The following is a 25,350-nucleotide window of genomic DNA, read 5'->3' as shown; positions in this document are numbered from 1 at the left end:
GGTAATGTCTAATGGTATTTGAAAAGATACGCATGAAACATGGATAGTTACCTGTCTTTCTCGGTTGAAGATTTCGTTTGGGACGATGCATTCCGTAACTGGGTACTGCGGCCCACACGGGAAGATCAGACCAAATGGGAAACCTGGCTCCGCGAAAATCCCACAAAAGCCGAAACGGTTTTTCAAGCCCGCGAACTCGTCCTGGCATTAGGGCCGGGTTCCGTAAAGCTTCCGCCCCTCGAAAAGGAGAGGGCAGTTTCGAGGATCATGGACCAGTTTGATGAGCGGCTGGATAAGGCAGCTACCGGCGCTGTGTTCTCAGGGTCACGCTGGCTGTTGGCCGCCTGCTCGGTTATTTTAGTGATGGGAATCGCCTGGTTATTTAATAAATACGATAAAAGACCGGTGCGTTACGAGCAGCTCGTCTCAGCAGCCGAAACAGAACTGAGAGAAGTGCAGAATGTGACGGACAAGGTAATGCGCATTCAGTTACCCGACAGCAGCTCCGTACTGCTTGATCCCGGAAGTAAGCTCAGTTTTCCGGATCAATTTGCCGCAGGTAAGAGAGAAGTGATCCTTTCGGGCAGTGCATTTTTTGATATTACCAGGCAGGCCAACCGTCCCTTTTATGTGTATGCCGATGAAATTGTCACGAAAGTGCTCGGTACCAGTTTTCACGTAAGGTCTTTTTCGGATGAAAAAGATGTTTCCGTGGAGGTCAAGACCGGGCGGGTGGCCGTATTTACTGCTGAATCTGCGCAAATACAAAATCTCCCGGCCGGCAACGAGCTCTCCGGGGTGGTGATCGAACCCAATCAGCGTATTGTTGTGGCGCGTGAAACCGCGAAAATGACTAAAACACTTGTTCCTAATCCCGTTCCTATTACCTCGGAGCATATATCCCCGGATTTCAAATTCGAAGACTTTCCTGTTTCTGAAATTTTTAAAACCCTGCAAAAAGCCTATGGTATAGAGATCATTTTCGATGAGAATATTATGAAAGATTGCCCGGTAACCGCCACGCTGACCGATTTGTCCCTCTATGAAAAACTTGACCTCGTCTGCAATGCAGTCGGAGCGAAATATGAAGTAATAGATGGGCGGATTATTGTCGAAGGAAAGGGTTGCCAGGATAAGTAAAGAAATGGCCGGTGATGTTGGAGCATCACCGGCCGGAATCACCCTGTGTTGCGCAGGCCAGTCGTTCCCGGAAGCGCACGCGGGGAGTTTATTGCCAGTCTTAACACTAAACAAAAACCTTTCAAAACTATGGAAAAACCGGTTTATCTCCGGCATCAATTGCTGATATTCATGAGGATAAGTCTATTACAGGTAGTGTTGGCTGTCTGCTTTGCAGGTACCGCAGCTGCGGTTGAAGTCAGGGCACAGGAGTTACTGGCCAAAAAGGTAACCGTGAATGCCAGCGGTGAACAGATCTCGCGGGTTTTACAGCAGATCGAAAAGCAAGCCGACGTGCGGTTCGTGTTCAGCTCGAAGCTTATTCAGGCCGGGCGCAAGATTTCTTTATCCGCCCGGGATATGCCGCTTTCTGAGGTATTAGATGCCGTTTTGACGCCTCAGGGATTAGTATTTGAGGTCAGGGGAAAGAATATCGTTATAAAACCCGGAGCAAAAGCCCGCGAAACGGGAGCGGTTTCCGAACCGGCAGGAGTCACTCCGCAGGGTATTGCCGATCTCACTGTGAAAGGAAAAGTGACCGACGCACAGAATTCTGACCCGCTGCCCGGTGTGAACATCTTGCTGAAAGGAACACAGGTAGGAACGTCCACGGGGACCGACGGCAGCTATTCAATCCAGGTACCCGACGCCAACGCGACGCTCGTTTTCAGTTTTGTCGGCTACATCTCGCAGGAAATCAAAGTCGGTAATCAGACAGAAGTAAATATCAGCCTGAAAACAGATGACAAATCACTGGAAGAAGTGGTGGTGGTAGGCTATGGAACGGTGAAAAAAAGCGACGTAACCGGCTCCGTATCTTCCATTAAGGCAGAGGAAATCACAGCTTATCCAGCGCTTGGAACTGTACAGGCATTGCAGGGCCGCGCAGCGGGGGTGCAGATCCAGGCGAACAATGGCGAGCCGGGTTCTACTTTTAAGGTGCGTGTGCGCGGAAGCAGTTCCATTAATGCCAGCAGCGACCCGATTTATGTAGTCGACGGGTTTGTAGGCGGCGCGCTGCCGCCTCCGGAAGATATTGCGTCTATTGAAGTATTGAAAGATGCTTCCGCCACGGCGATTTATGGATCCCGCGGGGCAAATGGGGTCATTATGGTTACGACTAAAAAAGGTGTTTCGGGTAAACCGAGGATCGAGTTCAATACTTCGTTTTCGTCGCAGGAAGAGATCAACAGGCTTAACCTGCTCAATGCGGACCAGTTTCTGAGCTATGTGCAGGAGGCGCGGCCCAATGTGGTTTCGGCAGGCGGGAATACCGACTGGCAGGACCAGATTTTCAGAAAAGGCGGGATACAGAATTACCAGCTTTCGCTCGCAGGTGGAAATGATGCGGTGAAATACTATGTTTCCGGTGCGCTTTACGATCATAAAGGGATCATTATTAACTCGGGATACAACCGGTTTTCGGTGACGAGCAACATCGATATCCAGGCGTCGAAAAGACTCAAATTCGGATTGAATATGTTTGCGCAGCGGGTGTCCCGCGATCAGTCCAAAACGCAGGAAGGCTCTTCGGGACTAACCCCCGGCGTAGTGGCTGCTGCATTCAAGTTCGAGCCCGACCAGCCGATCCGCGACGCGAACGGACGTTTTACAGTGGCGAGATTGAATGACCCGATCGATAACCCGTATGCAATCGCGACACAGCTCGAAAACCAGTCGTTGAATGACCGGATCCAGGGTAACCTTTTTGCGGAATACAACATTCTCGACGATCTGAAACTGAGGGTAACGCTTGGCGCCACAACCAACAGCGGCCGCGCTGGCAATTACCTGCCCAGCACGTTGAACGACGGTCGGAATATCGGCGGCAGGGCTTCGGTGAGAGGGACAAAAAGTACTTTGCTCCTGAACGAGAACTACCTGGTTTACAACAAAAAAATCGGAACAAAGCATGATCTGTCGGTGATGGCGGGCTATTCTTACCAGACTTCATCAAGTGAATTTTGGGAGGGTGTAGGGCAATCGTTTATTACCGATGCGGTTTCGTTCTGGAACCTGGGCGGCTCTTCGGTTTGGCAAAGTCCTACTTCCGGTCTGACCGAGTGGCAGCTTGCTTCGCTCTATGGCCGGGTTACCTATTCGCTTTCGGATCGTTACCTGTTTACAGCCAATATCCGCCGCGACGGCTCATCCAATTTTAGCAAAAACCATAAGTGGGCCATGTTCCCTTCGGGTGCATTTGCCTGGAAAATGTCGAGCGAGCCTTTTATGGAAAACGTGCGGGCGATCAGTCAGTGGAAATGGCGTGCCAGCTATGGGTTAACGGGTAACCAGGCGATCGGGCCTTACCAGACCATGGCGCGGTTCTCGAATGTGTATACGGTAATCAATGGCGTGGCCGTGAATGCAGTTCGCCCGACTACCGTTGCCAACGACGACCTGACCTGGGAAACGACCACGCAGTTTGACGTAGGTACCGATATCAGTTTATTCAACAACCGGCTAAACCTCGTGCTCGACTACTATCGCCGCGTGACCAACGATCTGTTGTTCAGTGTTCCGCTGCCTCAGTATTCCGGTTACACAGACCAGCTACAGAATATCGGTACTGTTGAGAACAAAGGTTTTGAAGTAACGCTGAACTCGCGCAACCTGAACGGAAATTTCAAATGGAGCACGGACCTTAATTTCTCAATGAACCGGAACAAAGTGCTGAAACTGCCGAACGGTACCGACATTTTTTACAACTCGGCGCCAGGACATATGGTAGGGCTTGGTCAGACACAGATATTGCGCGAGGGCGAGCCGGTAGGAAGTTTCTACGGCTGGTTGTATGACGGCGTTTATCAGCAAAATGACAATTTCATCCCGGGCGGCGGTTTCGAAGTGGCTGCGGGCGGAGAGAAATTCAGGGACATCAATGGTAAAAAAGATGCAAACGGAAAATTGACCGGCGAGCCCGACGGCCAGCTCAACAGCGACGACCGGACTATCATCGGAAATCCGCACCCGAAATTTACCTGGGGGCTTAATAACGATTTCAGCTACAAGGGTTTTGACCTGAATGCATTCTTCCAGGCTTCGCAAGGCAATGACCTCCTGAGTTATACGCTTATGGAACTGAATTTGCTGTCGGGGATCAATAATGCGACGACCGATGCATTAAACCGCTGGACGCCAACCAATACCAATACGAATATCCCGAAAGCGATGACCGGCCGTACCAGAAGGGTTTCTACCCGCTGGGTGTATGACGGAAGTTTTGTGAGGTTGAAAAACCTGGCGCTGGGCTACAATCTGCCCCGTCCGGTATTGGAGAAGGTTCGTCTGACAAAGCTGCGGGTTTACGTGAGCGCCCAGAATATCCTGACATTCACCAAATACAAAGGTTATGATCCGGAAGTGAATTACTCTTCGGAAGGGGATACGGACGGTAACCGCAACCTTGGGCTGGATTACGCAAGTTATCCAAACGCCAAATCTTACACCGTCGGTTTAAATATCGGATTTTAGTCTAAAACCCTATTAATCAGAAATTACAATGAAAATATATATCAGGAGATGCTTCCTTTTTTTGTTGCCGGCCATGCTGCTGAGCTGCGCCGACCTGAATGAGAAGCCAATTGGTTTGCTAGCTCCCGAGGCCATGTTTAAAAGTGCCAAAGACGTAGAAACGGCTGTATTCGGGGCTTATGGATGGATCGCCTCTGAGCGGTTGTACGGTCGCCAGTTCGTGTCGGCGCTGATGCTGCGTGACGATATGAGCGATATCGGTGACCGGGGTACGCCGGCGGAGCGGCAGCAGGTCAACGACTTCAATATGGACGACAACAATAACATGGTCAATCAGTTCTGGCCATACTGGTACCAGGTGATCAGCGCGTCCAATGCGGCGATTGCCGGTGCAGAGCAGCTGGGCCTGGCCGAAGCGGAAATTAATCCGCTTATTGCAGAGGCGAGGTTTGTACGCGCATTTGCCTATTTCCACCTCGTACGGGTTTTTGGGGATGTGCCCTATATTGATTTCTTTATCAATAATCCTGAATCGGTAAAGCAGCTGACGAGAACACCCGCGGCGACGGTTTACACTGGAATTATTGCGGATTTTGAGTTTGCCAAACAATGGTTGCCCGAAAAGCAGCCCGCCGACGTAAGGAGCCGCCCGACGAAAGGGACGGCCGCCGCGTATCTTTCTACCGTTCACCTGACTTTGCAGGATTACGCAAAAGCTTACACGGAAGCCAAATGGGTGATTGATAATAAGGACAAATTTGGCTACGGACTGGAAGCGGATTTTCAGACGCTTTTCCGTGCCCCGCAGGCCAATAATATGAAGGAACATATATTTGCGATCGATTTTCTCGGTCTGCAATCGGGAGCTGGCGGTGCCAATGATGACATTATGCCGCCAATGACGGGTGTCCGCGGGGGCGATGCGCCCAGAAGCGGGTGGAGCGTGATCGTACCTTCGCAAAAAGTGTTCGACACCTGGGATGCACGCGATTACCGGAAGCATGTAAGTTTCGACGATTCGCTCCTGATCGGCGGCAAACTGGCACCATACACGGAATTTCCGAATACAAAAAGGCCGCATATTGCCAAGTATGCACGTTTTGCGGGAAATTCGAATGCAGAAGGCCGCTACTCCGACCATAACTATGCGGCCATGCGCTACGCAGAAGTTTTGCTCGTGGCAGCAGAAGCGTCGGCGGAAGTGAACGGGCCGACGGCGGAGGCAATCGGTTATGTGAACGAGATCCGGGCGCGCGCCAGAAACTGGGCGGGAACCGCGTCGGCCTTCCCGGCTAATGTGACTGCGGGGTTGACAAAGCAGGCTTTCATTGATTTGATCATGGAAGAAAGACGCCTGGAACTGGCTTTCGAATACAAGCGCTGGTACGATATCCAGCGCAGAAAACTGGGTGATGTCGTTTTTAAAGGGCCTAATTCCCTCGAACCACACCCAACCTTCAATGCACAGCGCGATTATCTGATGCCGATCCCGCGGACTGAGCTGCAGATCAATCCCAACCTGGCACCACAAAATCCGGGATACTGATTTTTTGAGAAGATATATTAGCGGCTGTCTCTGTTAGCGGAGGCAGCCGCTTTTTTTTGATCCGTTACTATATTGCGTAGAAATGAACTAGTCGACCGCACAATGCTTGAAGTTCTCGTTGTTATTACCTTTTTCGGTTATATCTATTACCTGCGCAACTACGCCGACCTCCGCTCAAAATCTGAAAGAGAGGAGAGCGAATTTGCTGCCGGGATTGAAATGTACCGCGATCAAAATTTCGAAGGAGCATTCCGGTATTGCAATGATCAGGTTGTGAAAAACCGGCGCTCGAGCATTGCGCACTTGTACCGCGGACTTGCTCAAAAAGGCTTAAAAAACAGGAAGGAGGCATATGAGGCTGTGCAAACCGCCGTCAGTCTCGACGACGATGTGTACGAGGCGCATCTGGAATTGGGCCGGTTATTTCTGGAAGACGGCGATCCTAAAACTGCACTTTTGCATTTCACTAAATCAGTCTCAAAAGCGCAGGGAACTTCGCCCAAACCTTACCACTGGCGGTCGCAGGCTTATGTGGCTTTGCAGATGGAGGCCGAGGCGCAGGCGGATCTGGTGGAAGAAAGGTTGATTTCAGACAAATCAGCGAATCAGCAAAATACCCCGGAACCTATTCAGGCGCCATTTGTGGACAAAAAGCTCATCGCCAGTCTCGTCATGGTCGTTTTTACAGGCGTTTTACTTACGGTCGTGGTAAAGCGGGCCGAGAGTGTGCACCTTCCTTACCTGGTTGCGGTTTGCGCCGCTATCGCGATCGGGTTTGCGGAGCCCAGAAAAGGCTGGTTTCTGGCATTGGTGCAATGTATGCTTGTACTGGGCGGGTATTTTCTTTTCACCGAATTGCCGGAAACAAGCAGCGAAACCGAATTGGAAAATTTCAGTCTGTACGGTTCATTAATCCTTACATTCGTCGCCAGTTTCCTGGGTGGGTTTATGAAGAGGGCGCTTAGTATGGATTAAAGCGACTATCAAATGCAGAACAAAGATATTCAACCTGTTATTGATCATTTTTTGAAACGCATTCCACTCACTGCGGAGGAGCAGGAATATGTGCGATCGCTGGTGAAGATCCGCCATCTATTGTCCCGGCAATACCTGGTGCAGCAGGGCGAGGTCTGTCGGTTTGAGTCTTTCGTAACAAAGGGATTTTTGCGGTCATTTTATGTCGATTCGAAAGGCAATGATTTCACGCTGCATTTCGCGATGGAAGATTGGTGGATTTCCGATTCGGCGAGTTTTTTGAGAGAAGTTCCGGCAACCAGGAATATTGTCGCCGTGGAACCAACGACGGTGTTACAGCTGGACAAAGCTGCTATTGAAACACTCTACCGGCAGGTTCCGGTTTTCGAGCGGTTTTGGCGGATTATGAATGAAAATGCCTGTCTTGCGCAGGATGAGCGGATACTGAATGCAATCATGCTATCCGGGGCTGAACGTTATGAGGCACTTTTGTATAAATATCCAGGAATAGAACAGCGGCTTCCGCAAAAGCACATTGCTTCCTATCTGGGCATTACGCCCGTTTTTTTAAGTAAGATCCGAAAATTGCCGCTCACCGGCCAGCAGAAAAGTTAAACTAGTTTAACGGCCTTTCTTAAATTAGTTATTCCCCGTCAACGCCCGTGCGCATTGAAATTTGTATAAAAAAATACAGATCCAATGAACACGCAGCAATCACCTTTATTTAAAGCCTATTATATTCAAAACAAAAGGCTTTCCAATCGTTTTGTCGTCGCCCCGATGACCCGCACCAGCGCCGATTCAACCGGCGTCCCCACGTTACAAATGCGCGATTATTATGCATCGTTTGCGCGCGGTGGTTTTGGAATGATCGTCACCGAAGGTATTTATACAGACGATCTTTATAGTCAGGCCAACCCGAATCAGCCTGGTTTGGTAACCGCCACGCAGCTGGCAGGTTGGAAGGAAATTGTACAGGAAGTGAAACGCGCCGATGTCTTGTTTATAACCCAGTTAATGCATGCGGGCGCATTGTCGCGGTCTCTTGAAAACACGATCGCGCCGTCGGCGATCCTGCCGCTGGATACGCCGGAGCCTGAAACGAACGAAAAACCTTATCCATTGCCACGGGAAATGGGGGTCAATGACATGGAAAAAATCAAGAGAGGTTTCGTGAAAGCCGCATTGCTGGCGCAGGAAGCTGGTTTTGACGGCGTAGAGCTTCACGCGGCGAACGGGTATTTGTTCGATCAGTTTATCACACCTTATACCAATAAGCGCACAGATACTTACGGTGGAAGTGTCTCGAACCGCCTGCGGCTGCTTGCTGAGATTTTTACGGAAATCAGGAAAATAGTACGGCCGGATTTCATTGTAGGCATCCGGTTCTCGGAGGGGAAGGTCAATGATCTTGCTTACCGCTGGGAAGGCGGTGCAGAAACAGCTCGCGCGGTATTCAGTGAAGTTGCCAAAATCCATCCCGACTATATTCATATTGCCGCGGAAGGGGGCAAATGGGCACGGGAATGTCAATATCCCGACGGAAGTTCATCCAATTCCATCGCCAGGCAGCTCACAGGCGTACCGGTAATCGCAAATGGCGGTATGCATGATCAGAACCTCTCCGAAAAATTACTGTCAACCGGTCACGCCGACTTTGTATCTATCGGCCGCGCTGCCATCGCAAATCCTGATTTCCCTGATAAAATCAGAAGAGGAGCAGAAGTATTCTCCTTCGCGCCGGGAATGATCAGGCCGGAATTGACACTTACGAATACGGAGGAGTATTGGGAAAATGCAAAAGGAAACTATGTAGCACCCTAGTTTTGATTCTTAGTCAGAAGGTAGATTTAGTTCAGGAACTTCTTATTTTGCGGCTTACGATAAGAGTAATTTGCAAACTATGAGAAAATCGATCATTGCAGGATACCTGGGTTTATTGCTTCTGCCGGCTGCGTTCGTCACCCATGCCCAAACCACCAAACCCAATATCATGATCATCATGGCCGATGACCTCGACAGCCGGCAGTTGAGCTGCTATGGAGGCCGGAATCTGAAAACGGTCCATATTGATGCATTGGCAAAGGAAGGATTAAAATTCTCCAATATGATCGCTTCGGAAGCGATGTGCGTGCCCACGCGCGCTTCGCTTTTTACAGGACTTTACCCGGTTAAACATGGTTCTTTTCAGAATCATAAGCCGGTTTATGATCATCTGAAAAGCGTCGGACATTACCTTGCAGACCTGGGATACCGCGTCGGGTTGACCGGCAAGGACCACGTTACCAAGCCCAAAAGCGTATTTCCATTTGATATTATCGAAGGTTTTGAACCTAACTGTGTCGCACCAACTGATGCATATCAGCTAAGCGATGTGAAAAAATACATGACTGGTTCTGAAAAACCCTATTGCCTGTTTGTCATGAGCATTAACCCGCATACGCCGTGGACGGTTGGGGATACAACTGAGTTCAAAGCGGAAAATGTGATCCTGCCGAAAGACTGGGTCGATACGCCGGTAACGCGGAGACAGTACGTAAAATACCTTGCCGAGATCAGGCGGCTGGACGATCAGGTGGGGGAGATTTCCGGCTTACTTAAAGAAACGGGTCAGGAAAAGAATACCGTGCTGATCTTTCTGGGCGAGCAGGGCGCACAGTTTCCCGGAGCAAAATGGAATCTGTACGATGCCGGGCAAAAAAGCTCGATGATCGTGAAATGGCCCGGGAAAGTGAAACCCGCAACGGAAACAGCTGCAATTGCGCAGTACGAAGATATTACCCCGACCCTCATTGCCCTTGCGGGAGGAAAGGCGGTCGACGGTTTGGATGGAAAAAGCATTTTGCCGGTTCTTTTAGGTAAAAGTACCGGCGAGAGAAAATATGCGTACGGAATTCATAACAATATTCCCGAAGGAGACCCTTATCCGATCCGCAGCATCCGCGATAAACGTTACAAGCTAATCCTGAATCTGACAGCGGATAAACCATACTATAATAAATTCATGATGAACCGCGAGCGGCAGGACCGCAATACGGTCTGGTTCTCGTGGGTGGCAGAATCAGAAACTAACCCAGCTGCAAAAAAGCTGACAGACCGCTTCGAAAACCGCCCGCCGGTCGAATTTTTCGATTTGGAAAAAGATCCTTTTGAGCTCAATAATCTCGCCGGTGATCCTGCTTATCAGAAGAAAATCGAGGATTTACGGAGCGAGCTATACAAATGGATGAAGCAGCAGGGCGATGCGGGCGCGGAGATCGATCAGGTTTATGCTAAAAAAGCAGTAAAGTAACCTGGCTACACTTTTTTCTCCTGTTCCAGGTCGGAAATTGCCTTTTCAATGCGCTTGTTCCTCGTCTCGTCGGTTTTGGCTTGTTCGATCGGAATTACGAAGCGCTTTTTGTTGCTATTGGAAAGTGTTTCAAAGAATGTCCTGGCCATCTGGTTACTGTGCAATGCTTTTTGAAAATCGTGGGGTAAGGTAACTTCGCGTGGTTGCATATCGAGTTGTAACGTCACTTCGATCGTTTCTCCGGCCTGGACTTTTGCATTCTGGCGAACTTCGGCACTAACCGGTAGCATAAACATCCCGCCCATTACAGCAATCGTACTCGGATAAGTGTAATCGTTGATCGTCACGTTAACCGGGGGGCGCTTGCCCGAGCCAAGTTTTTCGACGATCTCGTCAGGTACCTGAATGCCGGTCGCCGTTTTCTTTGCCAGCAACAGGGTAGTTTTGAATGTCAGTTTCTGTGCGCTCATGATTTGCTCTTTTATTTTTACAAATATCATGAGATTGAATCTGTTGCACCGGTGGTGGTTACGACATTATCGGGGTGCTTTTGCGTAAATGGCGGTCTGAAACGACCCCGGCCGCCTCACAAATACTTCTTCAAATAGCTCACAATATGCTTCCAGTCCTCCGGCAGTACACCGTGGCCGCCTTCGTGCATGTAATAACCCAGCTCGTTCAACAGCAGCGAGGTATCCCCGGCAGCGGGCATTTGGGGCGTTTGCGGACCTTTTTTGTTGAAAAGTTGATAAACCGGTGCCGCCGCGACAGCGGAAAGGTATTCGCCTTTCGGGTCTGACCAATAATCAGTACTGCCCGTTTGCAGCAGGAGGGGCCTCGGTGCCATTAATGCTACCAGGGCGTGGGCATCGAAAGGCATTTCGTTCACCCTTTCTGCGAAGGTGTGATAATTGGGGGCAAATTGGTAGAGGTACCTCGAAGGGTCGCTGATGTGACGGATCGTTTCTCCGTAATTTCTGCGGCTCAGTGCAGCCCCGCCTTCACCCGAGATACTGGCCACCACTACCTTGAACCTTTCGTCACGAATGCCCGCCCAAAGCACGGTCTTTCCGAGCCGCGACGCTCCCTGCAATGCGACGCGTTTTGCATCGATCTGCTTTTCGGTTTCAAAATAATCCAGCGCACGGCTCAGTCCCCACGACCAGGCTGCGATTGCACCCCATTCGTTATCAGCGGTTTGTGTCTGTCCCGGTTTTAAATACTCCTTCCGGATCCCGTAGTTGATTCCGTCTTTAAAATCCGGTTCAATATCTCCGTAATACACGGTGGCAAAGCCGATTCCTGCGTCCATAAATTGCTCGACGTCCATTTTTCCAAAGACACTCGGCTTATCCGCCTTTATCTTTTTTCCGTCCTTCCAGATATTTCCAACCAGCAATCCCTGGTCGTCAATGATTTGGTTATATGCGGCAAAAGAGATATTCAAAAGCATCGGAACCGGCTTTTTGGAAGCCGCAGGCAGGTAAATCAGGAGATTCATTTTGTGGTCTGAGGTGTCTTTCGTCAGATACACCGTAACCTGTTTACGAATTGCCTTACCGTTCAATGCAGGCGTTCCTTTGTCAAAAGCATTGAATTTCAGGTCTTTGGGGGCCGGAGGCATTTTTCCGAATTGGATTTCCTCCACCATCTTTACCAATTCAGGCCGCCGCTTTTGTGTCCAGATCTTCGCGCTGGTTACGGCTTGTCCGTCGGTGCATTTCAGGAGGTCGGGGAGCGTGTAGTTGCCTGCTGAATCTTCGGAATAATTAACAGGAAACCCTGCTACCATCGTGGGCCGGTTCGCCGCCTGCTGGGCATTTGACGTAAAGGAGAGGGCCGCGAGCAGCAGGGTTGATCCTATTTTTTTCATCTGAACGAATGCTTTAAGTTTAATGATTCACTGAAAAGCCTGAGCATGGCGCGTTGCTACTCTTTGGTATCAAATACAAGGCGGTGTTTTCCATTTTGCTTCAACTGCTTGCTGTCCAGTACAATACGGGTGACAGGCCTGTTGTCCCATTTGGTTTTGAAACTCTCATATTCCATGCCGTCCGTAGAAGGTTTTTCAGTTGATACTGACCACATTTTCGGATCGTAGGATAGAGTCAGGCTGGTATTCCCGGCACCTTTTAACTTTACTTTTCCGGGTTCAGAAGAATCCACATCGCACACCGTCATAAATATTTCCTGAATGGACTTTGGCTCCGATTTAAGCACATAATCTTCCGTGATCTCCACCTGATTTTTGGTCCGGTTAAGAGCTACCAGCCGTTTCCACGATGTGATCCCCGCTTCCGGCGGGTAGGCTGCGGCAATGTCCATTTGCAGACTTGCTTCTTTTCCGTTGACATTACTTTTAACAGCCGTCGCCTCAAATTTCCGGCCTGCTTTCTGACCAATACCATTCACGATCGGGAGATTATGGTATTCAGATTGCGTGAACCAGAGCTCATAACGCTTGTTGGAAAACGTGCGGGCCGTATAATTCCCTCTGCCCGCATCCACGATCATAGGCTGGCCTTTTACGTAAATAATAAAATCACCAACGTCATTATGGTTATGGCTTTCCGCATTGTGGCCGCCATGGGTAGCCAGGAAAAGTCCGTCGCCGGCGCGGGCGGTCAGTACCTGAATATCGCCTATCCAGGCCTCCTGTACAGGGGTTAGCGAAATTTTTCCGCCGTCGATCTGATTGATGGTCAGGAGGTTTTCGATTCTTCTTGGCCGGTGAAAACCTTCTGGGGAAGTCGACACAGCAGTGAAATTCTGGAATGCCCATTTCCCCATTTCAACCAGTTTCTCATCTTTTACCGCCTTTCCCAGCCTGTACAGCAGCAACCCGTCGGGCCGGAGTTTGGGGTCGGCGTCAGCGAAATTGACGAAATAGTGGCCGTCGATATGTGTTTTGTAGACGTAAGAGGCCATCTTTTTGATGATATCCTCCTGGTAAATATCAATTTTCGAATTGGTAGCACCTGCCAGCAATTCAAGACAATCATACACGCTGGCGCCAGCTGCAAACCAGTAGCTAGGGCCTTCATCGCAACCGCCGTCGGCGCCCAGACTATTGATATAGCGGTCGAGGCCGAGCATAGATCCCCGAAGCATTTCAGACCGGCGCTTTTCGTCCGGTTCGAGCAGCAACGTCGCGGCAATCCAGTTGGACATGATCCAGGGATTCCAGTTGTTGACCTGGCTGGTTTTGCTCATGTATTTGTAAGTATCACCTTTTGTAAGCATGGGTACAAAAAAGCGCCGGTTTGTTTCAAAATAGATCCTTTTACGGATCTGTGGATTGATTTTGTCAAATTTCTGACCTATAAAATAATCCGCCAAACCCAGCAACGCGCCCGTTTCCGCCGCGAACAAATCGACCACAGGATTATCGGGATCGGGCAAACCGGTGTCATTGATATGCGCTGGAACACCCCAAAAACTCTCCTCGCAAATCGACCATACCCCATTCAAAATGGTTTCGGTAAAACGGTCTTTTCCTTCGATACTCTCAGCGAGAATCAGCTTCATCAGCACATTCCTTTTTCCGAAAGATATCCCCGAATGCCGCAACCGATCGCCAGAACGCACAAAATCCAGCGAAACCGAAGCGGGGATCGGCTCAAATTTGAAATCAATCAGCTTTTCGGCATCCTTTACAACCCGGCTCAAAGTAGTATCCGGCACAGCCTGCTTCCAGGCGTCGGGCGTAGCAGGATAAGGTTTCCACTGATCCTTCGCCACCAGCATTTGCGTAACTGCATCGAGTGGGTAGGCTTTGGCGAGGAGATTGCGTGGAGTAATTTGGGCTTGTAACGTTAAGGCAAGAAGAAATAGGGGGAGTAAAAGAATTGGTTTTTTCATAGGGGTTTGGTTTAGGGGGAAAAGGGAAAAGGGAAAAGGGAAAAGGGAGGAAGGAGGAAGGGAGGAAGGATGAAGGAGAAAGGGGGGGGAAGGGAGGAAAAAGGAACCATCCTCCATCCTCCTTTCCTCCATCCTCCCTTCCTCCAAAAGCTAAAAGCTAAAAGCTAACAGCTAACAGCAAAAATTTACTGCCAGCCGGGATTCTGCTTGATTGCCGGGTTTTGTGCCAGGGAGTTCAAAGGAATTGGCCACAGATAATGCTTGGCTTCATCGAAAACAGGCGTAGCCCAGTCGGTGCCCTGGTAAACGTCGATATAAGTCTTTTGCGACACCGGATCTACTGCCGTTTTGATCACCGCTCCCGGATATCTGGCCTGCGCAGCTGCGTCCCAGCGCATTCCCATTGTTGGAATGAGCAGCTTTTTACCTTGTTTCCAGCGCTTGATATCGTTGTATCTGAAACCTTCCATAAACAGCTCAACACGACGTTCGCGGCGGATTTCCGAGATCAGCGGGGACACGCCGTCGCCGGTATAGCGCGGGTCCACAGGAATTTTACCAAGCACCATATGAGGCATACCCACCCTGTCGCGCAGCTTGTTGATGGTTATATCCAGGTCGCCTTGTGTCAGTGTGTTCAGCTCTGCTTTGGCCTCGGCATAATTCAGCAGTGCTTCGCCGAAACGCAGTGTAATCGCCGGAGACTCAGCGGTATCGAATGCTTTTCCGATCATATCATCTGCATTATAATGCTTGATAATGTGGTAGCCGGTTTCGGTTGTATAGCCGCCCGCCATGCCTACAATACGCGGATAAGTGCGGCCGTCGCCCAGGTGATACTTGTACTTTGCAGCGTCGGCAGGGTGCAAAACCGTCTGGCGCAGGCGAGGGTCGCGGTTTTCAAATACATCCTCGATCTTGTCGTCGCCTTTGTAGAGTTTGGACAAAGTAATGGGCAAACCATCCGTGCAGAGGTAATCTTCTACCATACTTTTGCTCGCGCCTCCGGTATATTCAAAATACGACTGAACGTGGTTAGTATATACGCCGAGCTGATATTTGCGCCAGTACATCACTTCTTTGTTGCCTGCCAGGTTCAGAATGCGGTGGTAGGCATTGTAGTCCGAAGTCGTGTCGCCGGTCACGTGCAGCGAGTAGGGACCCTTGTCCATTAGTTCCTTTGCGGCCTCAGCAGCGGCGGTCAGCCATTTTTCGGGATCGGTACCGCCGTGGTATTTCCGCCAGGTTCCTTCAAACAAACAAACGCGCGATTTGACCAACAACGCGCACCAGCGGTTGAGGCGGCCCGGCGCATTGCCGTCATTCCAGCTGTCAGGCAGTTTGGCAGATGCAAAATTGAGGTCTTCCAGAACTTTGTCCATCACCTGCTCACGCGGCATCCTGGCGGCAAAAAGCTCTTCCGACGTTGTGTTTAACTCTTTTTCAACCCAGGGAGCGTCGCCAAACTTGGATACTTTATCCGAATAGAACCAGCCGCGGAAAAGCCTCGCCTCGGCGATGTAACGGTCTTTGATATTGTCGGCGACGATAGCTTTATTATAATTGGCCAGGCCGATATTGATTGCGCGGACGAAGTTCCATCCTTTATAGCCAAACTCCTGCGCACCCGCCGGAACAGTATGTTTTCCCGATCTGATTCGCTGAAACAAAACGTGACGCGCGTGCTTGGGCGCCATATTGTCGGCAAATTCGTCCTGGAACCAGATACTGCCCCAGTTGCTTTCGAAACCCTGGTAATGCCCCATCATAATGGGCACATTATCGTCGTTGCGGGCGAGGTCGTACAGGCCGTTGTTGTACACGCGCAGATCATTTTCCGTGTTCCAGAAAGTTTCGTTGGTGACGCGGTCGAGCGGTTTGCGTTCGAGGAATTCGTCGTTACAGCCATTCATCAACAGCGCCGCCGCAAGCATGGATATTTTGATATATTTTGTCATTGTAAAAGCTGGTTAGAAAGAAACATTTAAGCCCAAAGTGCCGATGCGTTGCATGGGATACTCGATCGCTGCTGATTGAATGGTCTCAGGATCAAGTGGTTTTCGCATTTTGGTAAACTCCCAGAGGTTCATACCCGCTACGAAAATCTGTGCCCGGCCAATGCCGACTTTTTTCAGCAGGTCCGCAGGCAGGTCGAAGCTCAGGTTGATATTTTTCAGACGGATATAGGCAGCATTTTGCAGGAATCGCGACTGCGTCTGAACGTTCTTTTTATCATTGGTTGAAATGTGCGGTGCCGCAAAATAGGCGTCGCGGTTGGTCTCGCTCCACGAATCAGCAATGTAATATTTCTCTACATGACCTGCATTGAAAGGGAAGAACCAGGTCCAGTTGTCCGAGGTGGGCCAGTGATCTTTTTTACCAATACCCTGTAAGAAAAGGCTCAGACGCACATTTTTATAACTGATACCGCCGTTCAAACCGAACGTGTAGCGGGGCGTCGAGTTACCGATGATCTTGCGGTCGCCCGGATTTGCCAATGTGTTATTGCCCTGGGTGATCACCCCGTCGCCATTCAAATCGGCATACTGAATGTCGCCCGGCCGCCAGTTGGCACCGATGTTGTTTTGTTTCGGCGCAGCTGCCACTTCATCGGCAGACTGAAAGATGCCTACGGTCTGATATCCCCAGATTTCACCAAGTTTCTGACCTACATAATAGTTATTGCCGCCAATCGCGCCGGTCGGATTATTGTATTTGGTGATTGTGGCTGTCCAGTCCGAGAGGGCCAGGGTTACATCGTAGTTCCAGTCGCGTTTGATCTTGTCGCGCCAAGTCAGGGAAAGCTCCCAGCCTTTGGTTCGCAGGTCGGCCGCATTCTCTTTTGGGGCGGCAGTTCCAAGAATGTCGGGATAGCTTACGTCCATCAACATGTCTTTGGTATCGCGGGTAAAAAGGTCAAACGAAGCGTCGAGGCGCCCTTTCAGCATCGTAACATCCAAACCGATATTTTTGGAAATAACTGTTTCCCAGGTCAGGGTTGGGCTTACCAATCCGGCGGGCGACACGAATGGAATGGCTCCGTTGGTAAACATGTAGGGCGATTGGCCTGTGCCCATGGTAGCAATATAAGGATAGTAGATCTGGTTGCGGCTGGCATCCATAATGATCTGATTGCCAAGTGTTCCATACGAAGCCCGGATTTTCAGGTTGTCGAGCCAGGAAGAAGTGGACGACATGAATTCCTCCTGACTGATCCGCCAGCCGGCAGAAAAAGAAGGAAAGAACCCGAAGCGGTCTTCTTTTGGAAAACGGGAAGTCCCGTCATAGCGCCCGTTCAGTTCGATCAGATAACGGTCTTTGAAAATATAATTCAACCGGTAAAATGCACCCCGCAATGCCGTGTGTGCCTTGGATCCGAATGTTTGCTGTACGCCGGTGGTCGCATTAATGTCGGTGACCTGGGGCGTAATAAGACCTCTGGCTTGTGCCCCGGTGTAGCGGTTAAGACCACGTTCCTGGTTAAAACCGACCATTGCGGTGAGGTTATGCGCAGCAGGAAGCGGTAATTTGTACTCGGCATAGGCATTGAAAACATAATACTGGTTGTAGTTGTTTTCAGTCCTTATCCAGTCATCACCACTGAAACCATTGCTGATCAGGTTGGCAGCCAGCAAATTAGCATCCACGATTTCAATTTTGCTCTGCACATCCTGATACATTCTGTTAAAAATGTTGTAGGAAAAATCGGAACGGATTTTCAGGCCGGCGACCGGTGTCAATGTCAGACCTTGCGTAAACCAGAAATCGTTGTTCGTGTAAGTCGTGCGGCCCCCGTTGAGCAGGTATGGGAAAAAGTTGGTGCCTCCGAAATACTTGCCGATATGAGGTGCATATTTTTCACGGTCGCCTTCGGTCACATAAAAAGGCAGGTCCGGAAACTGAATGGGTTGGATGGGCGATACCCGCGCCAGGGAATTGATGTTCACATCCCAGTTATAAAAGTGCGGTTTGTCGCTGTTAGTCGAGTTGAAAATGACCTTTTCATCCAGTGACAGCCATTTATTAACCTGAAAATCAGCCTTCAAGAGAATGTTGTAACGCTTGAATGTCTCATTTTTGGCCTTTTCGCGCAGATATCCGTCTTTCGAGAAATACCCGAGCGAAGCAAAGAATTTTGACTTTTCATTACCACCCGAAACCGACACATCGTGCTGGCTTGTGGGCGCATAATCGGTCATAATGCTTTTTTGGTAGTTGTTAAAACCGTAAAACCGCAGCGAACCGTTGACCACCTTCCATTGCGGTGCCGTCGCCGGATTTTCGGAATAGGCCTTGGTGCCGGCCACCATGTCGTCGTCGAAACTCGGCACGCCGCTTGTGCGAATATTGGCGATATTCCGAGCCTGCACGAATTCATACGGATCGGTCACCACGTCCATATTAAAAATCGGTTTCGCGAGCGAAAACTGGGTGCTCAGGTTCACGCTGATTTTACCTGCTTTGCCGCTTTTCGTAGTCACCAACACGACCCCGAATGCAGCCCGTGCACCGTAAACCGCCGCCGCCGAGGCGTCTTTCAGTACGCTGATGTTCTCGATATCGTTGGGGTTAATGCGGTTCAGGTCCATCGGCGCACCGTCGACCAACACCAACGGCGCACCGCCATTGATCGACTCGTAACCTCTGATGTTAAACGTAATGGGCTGCGACGGGTCACCATTACGCACGTTCACGTTCAGGTTGGGGATCACGCCCTGCAAACCCTCGCCGACAGAGGCAATAGGCCTGTTTTGAAGTCGCTTAGCGTCCGCTACGCCCACAGCGCCGGTCAAATTTACCTTTTCCTGTGTACCGTAGCCCACCACCACCACTTCTTCGAGGGCTTTGTTATCGGCTTCCATCACGACATCGATCACAGTCCTGCTACCTACGATGATTTCCTGCTTTGCATAACCGATGTAACTGAGTACCAGGGTGCTGTTCGCATCGGGTACTTTAATGCTGAACACACCGTCGTTGTCTGTGACGGTTCCCACGCTGCTGCCTTTCACCAAAATACTAACACCGGGAAGCACAGCTTCGTCCGGGTCTTTAACAGTTCCTTTGACGACAATGTCAGCCAAACCGTCAGGCGAATACGGCGTTTTTCCAACGCCTGGCGGGTGCATGGCCAGCAGCGCAGACGGCGCCAGCGCAAACAGGAGAACTAAAATAACATGGGTACTCCTGCGCATGCGGAAGCAGACCCGATCTGTAAAGATTTTGTCCATAAGCTTGAATCAGTTAAGTGAGTAAATACCAAGAAAATAATGCGTTGCAGACCTAAACAAGCCTGTAACGCATCTATTTTACTCTGCAAATGATTCAATTATTTATGCTTATAGTCATACTATCTGCCGCGACGCTAATATTCCAAAAAGTAGCTTTTGGTGACTTAATGAGCGTGCCCTTCTTCTCCGGAATTTTTGAGTTTGGAAAGCAATGCGTAGGCTCCCCCGATCACAATGCGGGCGGTCTGCATTTCCTTGCTTCCGGGTGATTTAATCTGCGTAAAACCGTTCTCCGAAATGCCTCTCACTACCTCCCTCATCTCGAAATGCATTTCAGGGCCTGCTTCTTTCTGTTGGATGAAAACGTAAGATTTGCCTTCAAAATCGACGATCGCCTGATCAGGAAGTGCGGGTAATTGCGTCGCGCCCGATTCGATCATCGCTTTTACAAAGTTCTGCGGTAAAAGGCCGGGGTCATCTTTTTCGAGATGACAATGCACGCGTACGGTGCGGTCCTCATTGATCTTTTGGTTGATCAGGTAAACTTTGGCCAGATGCTCTTTTTGAGGATTGTTACTTACCGTAAACCGCACCAGCTGGCCTATTTTCAGTCTTGGAATATCCTGTTCAAAAACCGAAAGCTCTACATGCAGGTGGTCCGTATCCACGATTTCAAACATCACGTCTGTCGGATTTACATATTTACCGATATTCACATTCACCGTCGTCACCGATCCGCTGATCGGTGCATAAATCGCGGCCTTATTACTGATCGTCCCCTTTTCGAGTGCTGCCAGGCTGATACCTGCCGTTTTCAGCCGTTCTGTCAAACCGGCCAGCCGCGCCTGCTGCGTTTTTACTTCCGCCGCAGCCAGTTGCAGAATTTTCTGCGCATTGATATTCTCTTTGCTTAATTCAGTCTGCCGGTTCAAATCGAGCCGGGCATATTCCAGTTTACCCTGCGTTTCGAGGTAATCCTGCTGTATCTGAATAAAGTCCGGGTTTTCTATCGTCGCGATCAGTTGTCCCTTTCTGACCTTCATACCTTGTAAAAGGTCCGTTTCACGGACAAATCCACCCAGAGGCGCCGAAATGCTCACCAGATTCTGGGGCGGGATATCGATCACGCCATTCGCGGTGATCACGTCACTGAGGCTGCGCATACTTATTGTACCTGTCTGGATTTTTGCGCTTTCGTATTGCGCCTGCGTCAGCTCAACTACATTGGTTTCTTCTTCATGGTGCTCGTGTTCAGCACTTTCAGGTTCTTTTTCTTCTTTTTTGGTACAAAAAGTAAGTGTTGCCAGCAGGCAGAGAAGCATTAATATATTTTTCATAAGAAAGTCTTTTACCGGATTCATTGTTTGTCAAGCAGGAACTCTATTTCAATCACAGACTGGTTCAGCGAATCGATCAATTCCAGGTAGTTAGCCCGGATCTGAAATGCTCGGGAAAAAGCCTGGGCGTATTCCACATAGCCGATCTCGCCGGACTCATAAGCTTTCGCTGCACTGTTTTGGATTACATTGGCAAGTGTCAGGGATTGCTGTTCGTAGCGTTCAATATTTTGTTTATCAGTTAAATAGCTATTGAATGCCTGCTCTAATTTGCTTTCCAGCTGTAATCTCGCCACATCCGCCTGGTTGCTGGCCAGCTGCTCACTCACCACGCCAGCTTTGATCCTCGCTTTGACAGCGCCATGGAAGATCGGGATCGCAATACCCGCCTGTACGCCCTGGAAACGCTTCCCGGCACCATAGAAAATCTCGGTACCGTTCGGATTCTGAAAGCCCGTCAGCGACTGGTTGAAATAACCCACCGAAAAATCGGGCAGCAGGTTCGCGCGTTGCATCGCAGTGGATCTGCTTTCAATGGTTACCTGCTGTCGCAAAAGTCGCAGGTAAGGGGAGTTGCCGAGCGCGGCTGTATCGGATAATGTAACGGTCAGGTTGCGTTTGGTCAGACTATCGGCCGCAGCTTCGACGGGTTCCGAGCTGTTCAGGAGCAATTGCAGTTCCCTTTGCAGGTTTTTCAGGGCAGTCTGGTTCTGCTTAAGTCGCGTCTGGATCTCGCTTTCACTGCTTTTGGCCACTGCCTGTTCCAGCTGGTTAGCTTCGCCGCTCGCGAACCGAAGTTCCGCCGCCTTCGCAAAACGTGCCGCCCGCTCACTTTCCTGAATCAGCAATTGCTGACTGCTTTTTACAAATAGCTGTCGGTAATACACGCTTTTAATGCGCCTGATCAACTCCGCTTTCGTGATTTCCTGTCTGGCCTGCGCCCCATCGACCTGCGCCGACAGCAGTTCACGCCGCTTCTTCGCTACGCCCGGATTGGGGAGGGATTGTGACAGGAGAAAATGGTTATCAAACTTGCTGCTATTGTATTGCCCGCCCATCCACGTCAGCTCCGTTTTGGGAATTTCTACGGCTGTTCCGAGCAATGCTTTTTGGTAATCCACTAAAAAAGTACCCGAGCGGATTTCCGGATTCTGGGCGATACCCTGCTGGATAGCCTCCGCCAGAGAAAGCTGCTTCGCAGGTGTATTGTTACCCTGCGCAAAGGCACCGGTAAATGCTAAGGCTAACATTAATGTGCATAATATCAATGTATTAATAGCTAATTTTTTATTAAAGCGCGTCTCGGTCAGCCAGTATAAAACGGGTAGCACCAGCAGCGTGAGCAAGGTAGCCGACACCAGTCCGCCGATGACGACGGTAGCGAGCGGGCGCTGTACTTCGGCTCCCGCACTGTTGGACAAAGCCATGGGTAAAAAACCAAGAGAAGCCACCAGCGCTGTCATGAGTACCGGCCGCAGGCGCGTTTCGGTTCCCTGAAAAATGATCGCTTTAAGATCCGGGATACCTTGTTTCCGAAGAAAATTAAACTCTGCAATCAATACGATCCCGTTCAGTACCGCCACGCCGAACAGGGCGATGAACCCGATCCCGGCCGAGATACTGAAAGGCATATCACGCACCCAGAGCGCAAAAACGCCGCCGATCGCCGAAAGCGGGATCGCAGAGAGGATCAGGAAGCTTTGTCGCAACGAATTGAAACTGAAATAAAGCAGTACGAAAATCAACAGGAGCGCAATCGGTACCGCGATCGCCAGCCGGGTATTCGCTTCTTTCAGGTTCTCAAATTGCCCGCCATAAGTGATATAGTAGCCGGTGGGCAATTTGAGCTGACTGTCAATTTTGGATTGTAATTCGGTCACCAAACTTTCCACGTCGCGGCCGCGGACGTTGAATGCGACGATGATCCGCCGCTTCGCATCCTCGCGCTGGATCTGGTTCGCACCGGTTACCATGCCAATTTCAGCGATTTGTCCGAGCGGGACCTGCTGTCCGTGCCGGTTTGTGATGAAAAGCCCTTTTACATCCTCAACCGTTTGCCGGCTGGCCTGAGCAAGTCGGACCACGAGGTCAAACCGTTTTTCGCCTTCATAAACCAATCCAGCGCTGCTGCCTGCAAATGCAGTATTGATCGCGCGGTTGGCGTCTTCGATATTGATCCCGAAAGTCGCCATCCTGCTACGGTCGAAATTGACCACGATCTGCGGCAGGCCGCTTACTGCTTCCACATACAGATCTTCCGCGCCTTCAACTGTGCCGGCCAGCTTTCCTATCTTTTTGGCCTGGTCGGCCAGCACATCCAGGTCCTCGCCAAAAATCTTAACGGCCACATCCTGTTTCACACCCGAAATCAGCTCGTTGAAACGCATTTGAATAGGCTGCTGAAAACCGAAAGTCACCCCTGCGATTGATTCCGAAAGGTATTGCTGCATTTTTTCGGCCAGTTCCGCGCGCCCTTTCGCCTGTTTCCACTCGGATTTATCTTTCAATATCACCATTACATCCGCTGCTTCCACGGGCATCGGGTCGGTCGGTATTTCGGAAGAACCGATTTTTCCTACTACTTCAATCACCTCGTCAGGAAACTGCTTTTTGAGCAGCCCGGCCGCTTTTTGGCTGGCTTCAACCGTTTCTGACAGCGAGCTGCCGGTGAGTACGCGCATCTCAATCGCAAAGTCGCCTTCGTCGAGCTGCGGGATAAACTCGCCGCCCATATTCAGGAACAGTATCAGACCGACGGCGAACAAAGCAACCGCACTGGCTACGACCAGGAGTTTTTGTCTTAATGCAAATGCGAGGGCCGGCCGGTATAACCTGTGGAAAAAACCGATGATCTTGTCCGAAATGTTCGGCTTGTGCTCATTGAGCTTGCTTAAAAACAATGCGGAGGCCATCGGGACATAGGTAATTGACAAAATGAATGCCCCCAGAATTGCAAAACCCACAGTCTGCGCCATCGGGCGGAACATTTTTCCTTCAATACCCACCAATGCCAGGATCGGCAGGTAAACGATTAGAATGATTATTTCCCCAAAAGCTGCGGAGTTCCGGATCTTCGAAGCCGATTCGTACACCTCCGTGTCCATTTCCTGCTGCGTGAGCCGGTGTGTAAATTTCCTGCCCGCAATATGGTGCAAAGTAGCTTCCACGATAATTACCGCCCCGTCGACGATCAATCCGAAATCAATCGCGCCCAGGCTCATCAGGTTACCCGAAACGCCGAAAATATGCATCATCGTGACCGCAAAAAGCATCGATAGCGGGATCACAGAAGCTACCACCAGACCCGCACGCAAGTTTCCAAGCAGCAAAATCAGCACAAAAATGACGATCAGCGCGCCTTCGATCAGGTTCCGGGAAACGGTCGTAATCGCCTTGTTGACCAGCTTGGTCCTATCGAGAAATGGTTCGATCACCACGCCTTCCGGCAGTGTTTTGCTGATCTGCGTCACCCGTTCTTTCACATGGCCGATCACTTTCGAAGCATTCGCGCCTTTGAGCATCAATACCAGTCCGCCCACCACTTCGCCTTCGTCGTTCCGCGTCATCGCGCCATATCTCACCGCCGACCCGAACTGAACTTTGGCAATATCCCGGATCAGCACAGGTAGCCCGTTTGCCGTTTCTTTGACCTGAATGCTCTCAATATCCTGGATGCTTCCTATTAACCCCTCGCTCCGGATCGAATAGGCATTCGGCTTTTTGTCAATGTAAGCGCCGCCGGTATTCTGGTTGTTTTTTTCCAATGCCGTGAATATCTCCGACATCGATATTTGTGCGCTTCTCAGTTTAAAAGGGTCGATCGCGATTTCGTATTGTTTCAAAAAACCGCCAAAGCTGCTCACATCGGCCACTCCTTCCGTGCCCAGCAACTGCCGCCGCACGATCCAGTCCTGAATGCTGCGCAATTCCATCGGCGGATATTTGTCCTCAAAACCCTTTTTGGTATGCAGTACATATTGGTAAATCTCACCTAAACCGGTCGTGACAGGCGCCAGCTCCGGCGTGCCGACTCCCGGCGGAATCTGGTTCGCCGCGCCTTGCAGCCGCTCGGAAACCTGCTGACGGGCCCAGTAAACGTCGATCTTGTCCTGGAAAACAATGGTAACCACCGACAATCCGAACCTGGAAATCGAGCGTATTTCTTCGGTGTAAGGAATGGTAGCCATCGCCGTTTCGACGGGAAAAGTAACCAGCCGCTCCACTTCCTGAGCCGCAAGCGACGGGCTGGTCGTGATGATCTGCACCTGGTTATTGGTAATATCGGGCACCGCATCAATCGGCAGCCGGGTAAAGGAATAAATTCCCCCGGCGATCAATGCGAGCGTAAACAAACCGATGATCAGCTTGTTGTGAATTGAAAAATAAATGATTTTATCTAACATCTGAGCTTAGATTGCGTGTAAAAAGTGTTACAGCCGGCGGATAGTCCGGCAG

At 50.3% G+C, this 25,350-nt stretch carries 14 protein-coding genes; 7 read left to right on the top strand and 7 right to left on the bottom strand.

What is annotated here, in order from left to right:
* Positions 1–39: 39 nt before the first annotated feature.
* From FXO21_RS02565 to FXO21_RS02535, 7 genes are all read left to right on the top strand, one after another.
* Positions 40–1,140, top strand: a complete 1,101-nt coding sequence (locus FXO21_RS02565; RefSeq protein WP_149638630.1) for a FecR family protein — start codon at positions 40–42, stop codon at positions 1,138–1,140.
* Positions 1,141–1,311: 171 nt separating this feature from the next.
* On the top strand, positions 1,312–4,653 hold the full coding sequence (locus FXO21_RS02560; protein WP_149638629.1) for a TonB-dependent receptor: 3,342 nt from the start codon (positions 1,312–1,314) through the stop codon (positions 4,651–4,653).
* Positions 4,654–4,681: 28 nt separating this feature from the next.
* The gene (locus FXO21_RS02555) at positions 4,682–6,199 is read left to right on the top strand and encodes a RagB/SusD family nutrient uptake outer membrane protein (protein ID WP_149638628.1); all 1,518 of its coding nucleotides are present in this window, start codon (positions 4,682–4,684) and stop codon (positions 6,197–6,199) included.
* A 102-nt stretch (positions 6,200–6,301) separates the two neighbouring features.
* Positions 6,302–7,174: a tetratricopeptide repeat protein gene (locus FXO21_RS02550; RefSeq protein WP_149638627.1), complete on the top strand. Its 873-nt coding sequence runs from the start codon at positions 6,302–6,304 to the stop codon at positions 7,172–7,174.
* 12 nt (positions 7,175–7,186) lie between these two features.
* Positions 7,187–7,789 (top strand): Crp/Fnr family transcriptional regulator, encoded by a 603-nt coding sequence (locus tag FXO21_RS02545; protein WP_149638626.1) that lies wholly within the window; start codon positions 7,187–7,189, stop codon positions 7,787–7,789.
* 84 nt (positions 7,790–7,873) lie between these two features.
* Positions 7,874–8,998: an oxidoreductase gene (locus FXO21_RS02540; RefSeq protein ID WP_149638625.1), complete on the top strand. Its 1,125-nt coding sequence runs from the start codon at positions 7,874–7,876 to the stop codon at positions 8,996–8,998.
* 79 nt (positions 8,999–9,077) lie between these two features.
* Positions 9,078–10,466: a sulfatase family protein gene (locus FXO21_RS02535; RefSeq protein ID WP_149638624.1), complete on the top strand. Its 1,389-nt coding sequence runs from the start codon at positions 9,078–9,080 to the stop codon at positions 10,464–10,466.
* Positions 10,467–10,471: 5 nt separating this feature from the next.
* Here the strand turns inward: FXO21_RS02535 and FXO21_RS02530 are convergent, their stop codons facing one another.
* The 7 genes from FXO21_RS02530 to FXO21_RS02500 form a co-directional block, all read right to left on the bottom strand.
* Complete coding sequence (locus FXO21_RS02530) at positions 10,472–10,936, bottom strand: YdeI/OmpD-associated family protein (RefSeq protein WP_225865539.1); 465 nt, start codon at positions 10,934–10,936, stop codon at positions 10,472–10,474.
* A 116-nt stretch (positions 10,937–11,052) separates the two neighbouring features.
* Positions 11,053–12,339 carry an alpha/beta hydrolase family protein gene (locus FXO21_RS02525; RefSeq protein ID WP_149638623.1) on the bottom strand — a complete coding sequence of 429 codons (1,287 nt, stop codon included), beginning with the start codon at positions 12,337–12,339 and terminating at the stop codon, positions 11,053–11,055.
* Positions 12,340–12,395: 56 nt separating this feature from the next.
* On the bottom strand, positions 12,396–14,327 hold the full coding sequence (locus FXO21_RS02520; protein ID WP_149638622.1) for a heparinase II/III domain-containing protein: 1,932 nt from the start codon (positions 14,325–14,327) through the stop codon (positions 12,396–12,398).
* Between the two features lie 185 nt (positions 14,328–14,512).
* Positions 14,513–16,285 carry a RagB/SusD family nutrient uptake outer membrane protein gene (locus FXO21_RS02515; protein WP_149638621.1) on the bottom strand — a complete coding sequence of 591 codons (1,773 nt, stop codon included), beginning with the start codon at positions 16,283–16,285 and terminating at the stop codon, positions 14,513–14,515.
* A 12-nt stretch (positions 16,286–16,297) separates the two neighbouring features.
* Positions 16,298–19,558, bottom strand: a complete 3,261-nt coding sequence (locus FXO21_RS02510) for a SusC/RagA family TonB-linked outer membrane protein (RefSeq protein ID WP_225865538.1) — start codon at positions 19,556–19,558, stop codon at positions 16,298–16,300.
* Between the two features lie 164 nt (positions 19,559–19,722).
* On the bottom strand, positions 19,723–20,895 hold the full coding sequence (locus FXO21_RS02505; RefSeq protein WP_225865537.1) for an efflux RND transporter periplasmic adaptor subunit: 1,173 nt from the start codon (positions 20,893–20,895) through the stop codon (positions 19,723–19,725).
* A gap of 20 nt (positions 20,896–20,915) precedes the next feature.
* Entirely contained in the window at positions 20,916–25,298 is a 4,383-nt protein-coding gene (locus FXO21_RS02500) for a CusA/CzcA family heavy metal efflux RND transporter (protein WP_149638619.1), read from the bottom strand.
* Between the last annotated feature and the right edge of the window lie 52 nt (positions 25,299–25,350).

Origin of the sequence: Dyadobacter sp. UC 10 (assembly GCF_008369915.1) — a bacterium.
Taxonomy (GTDB): domain Bacteria; phylum Bacteroidota; class Bacteroidia; order Cytophagales; family Spirosomataceae; genus Dyadobacter.
The sequence above is the reverse complement of the archived record's forward strand: the minus strand, read 5'-3'. Positions and strand labels throughout refer to the sequence as shown.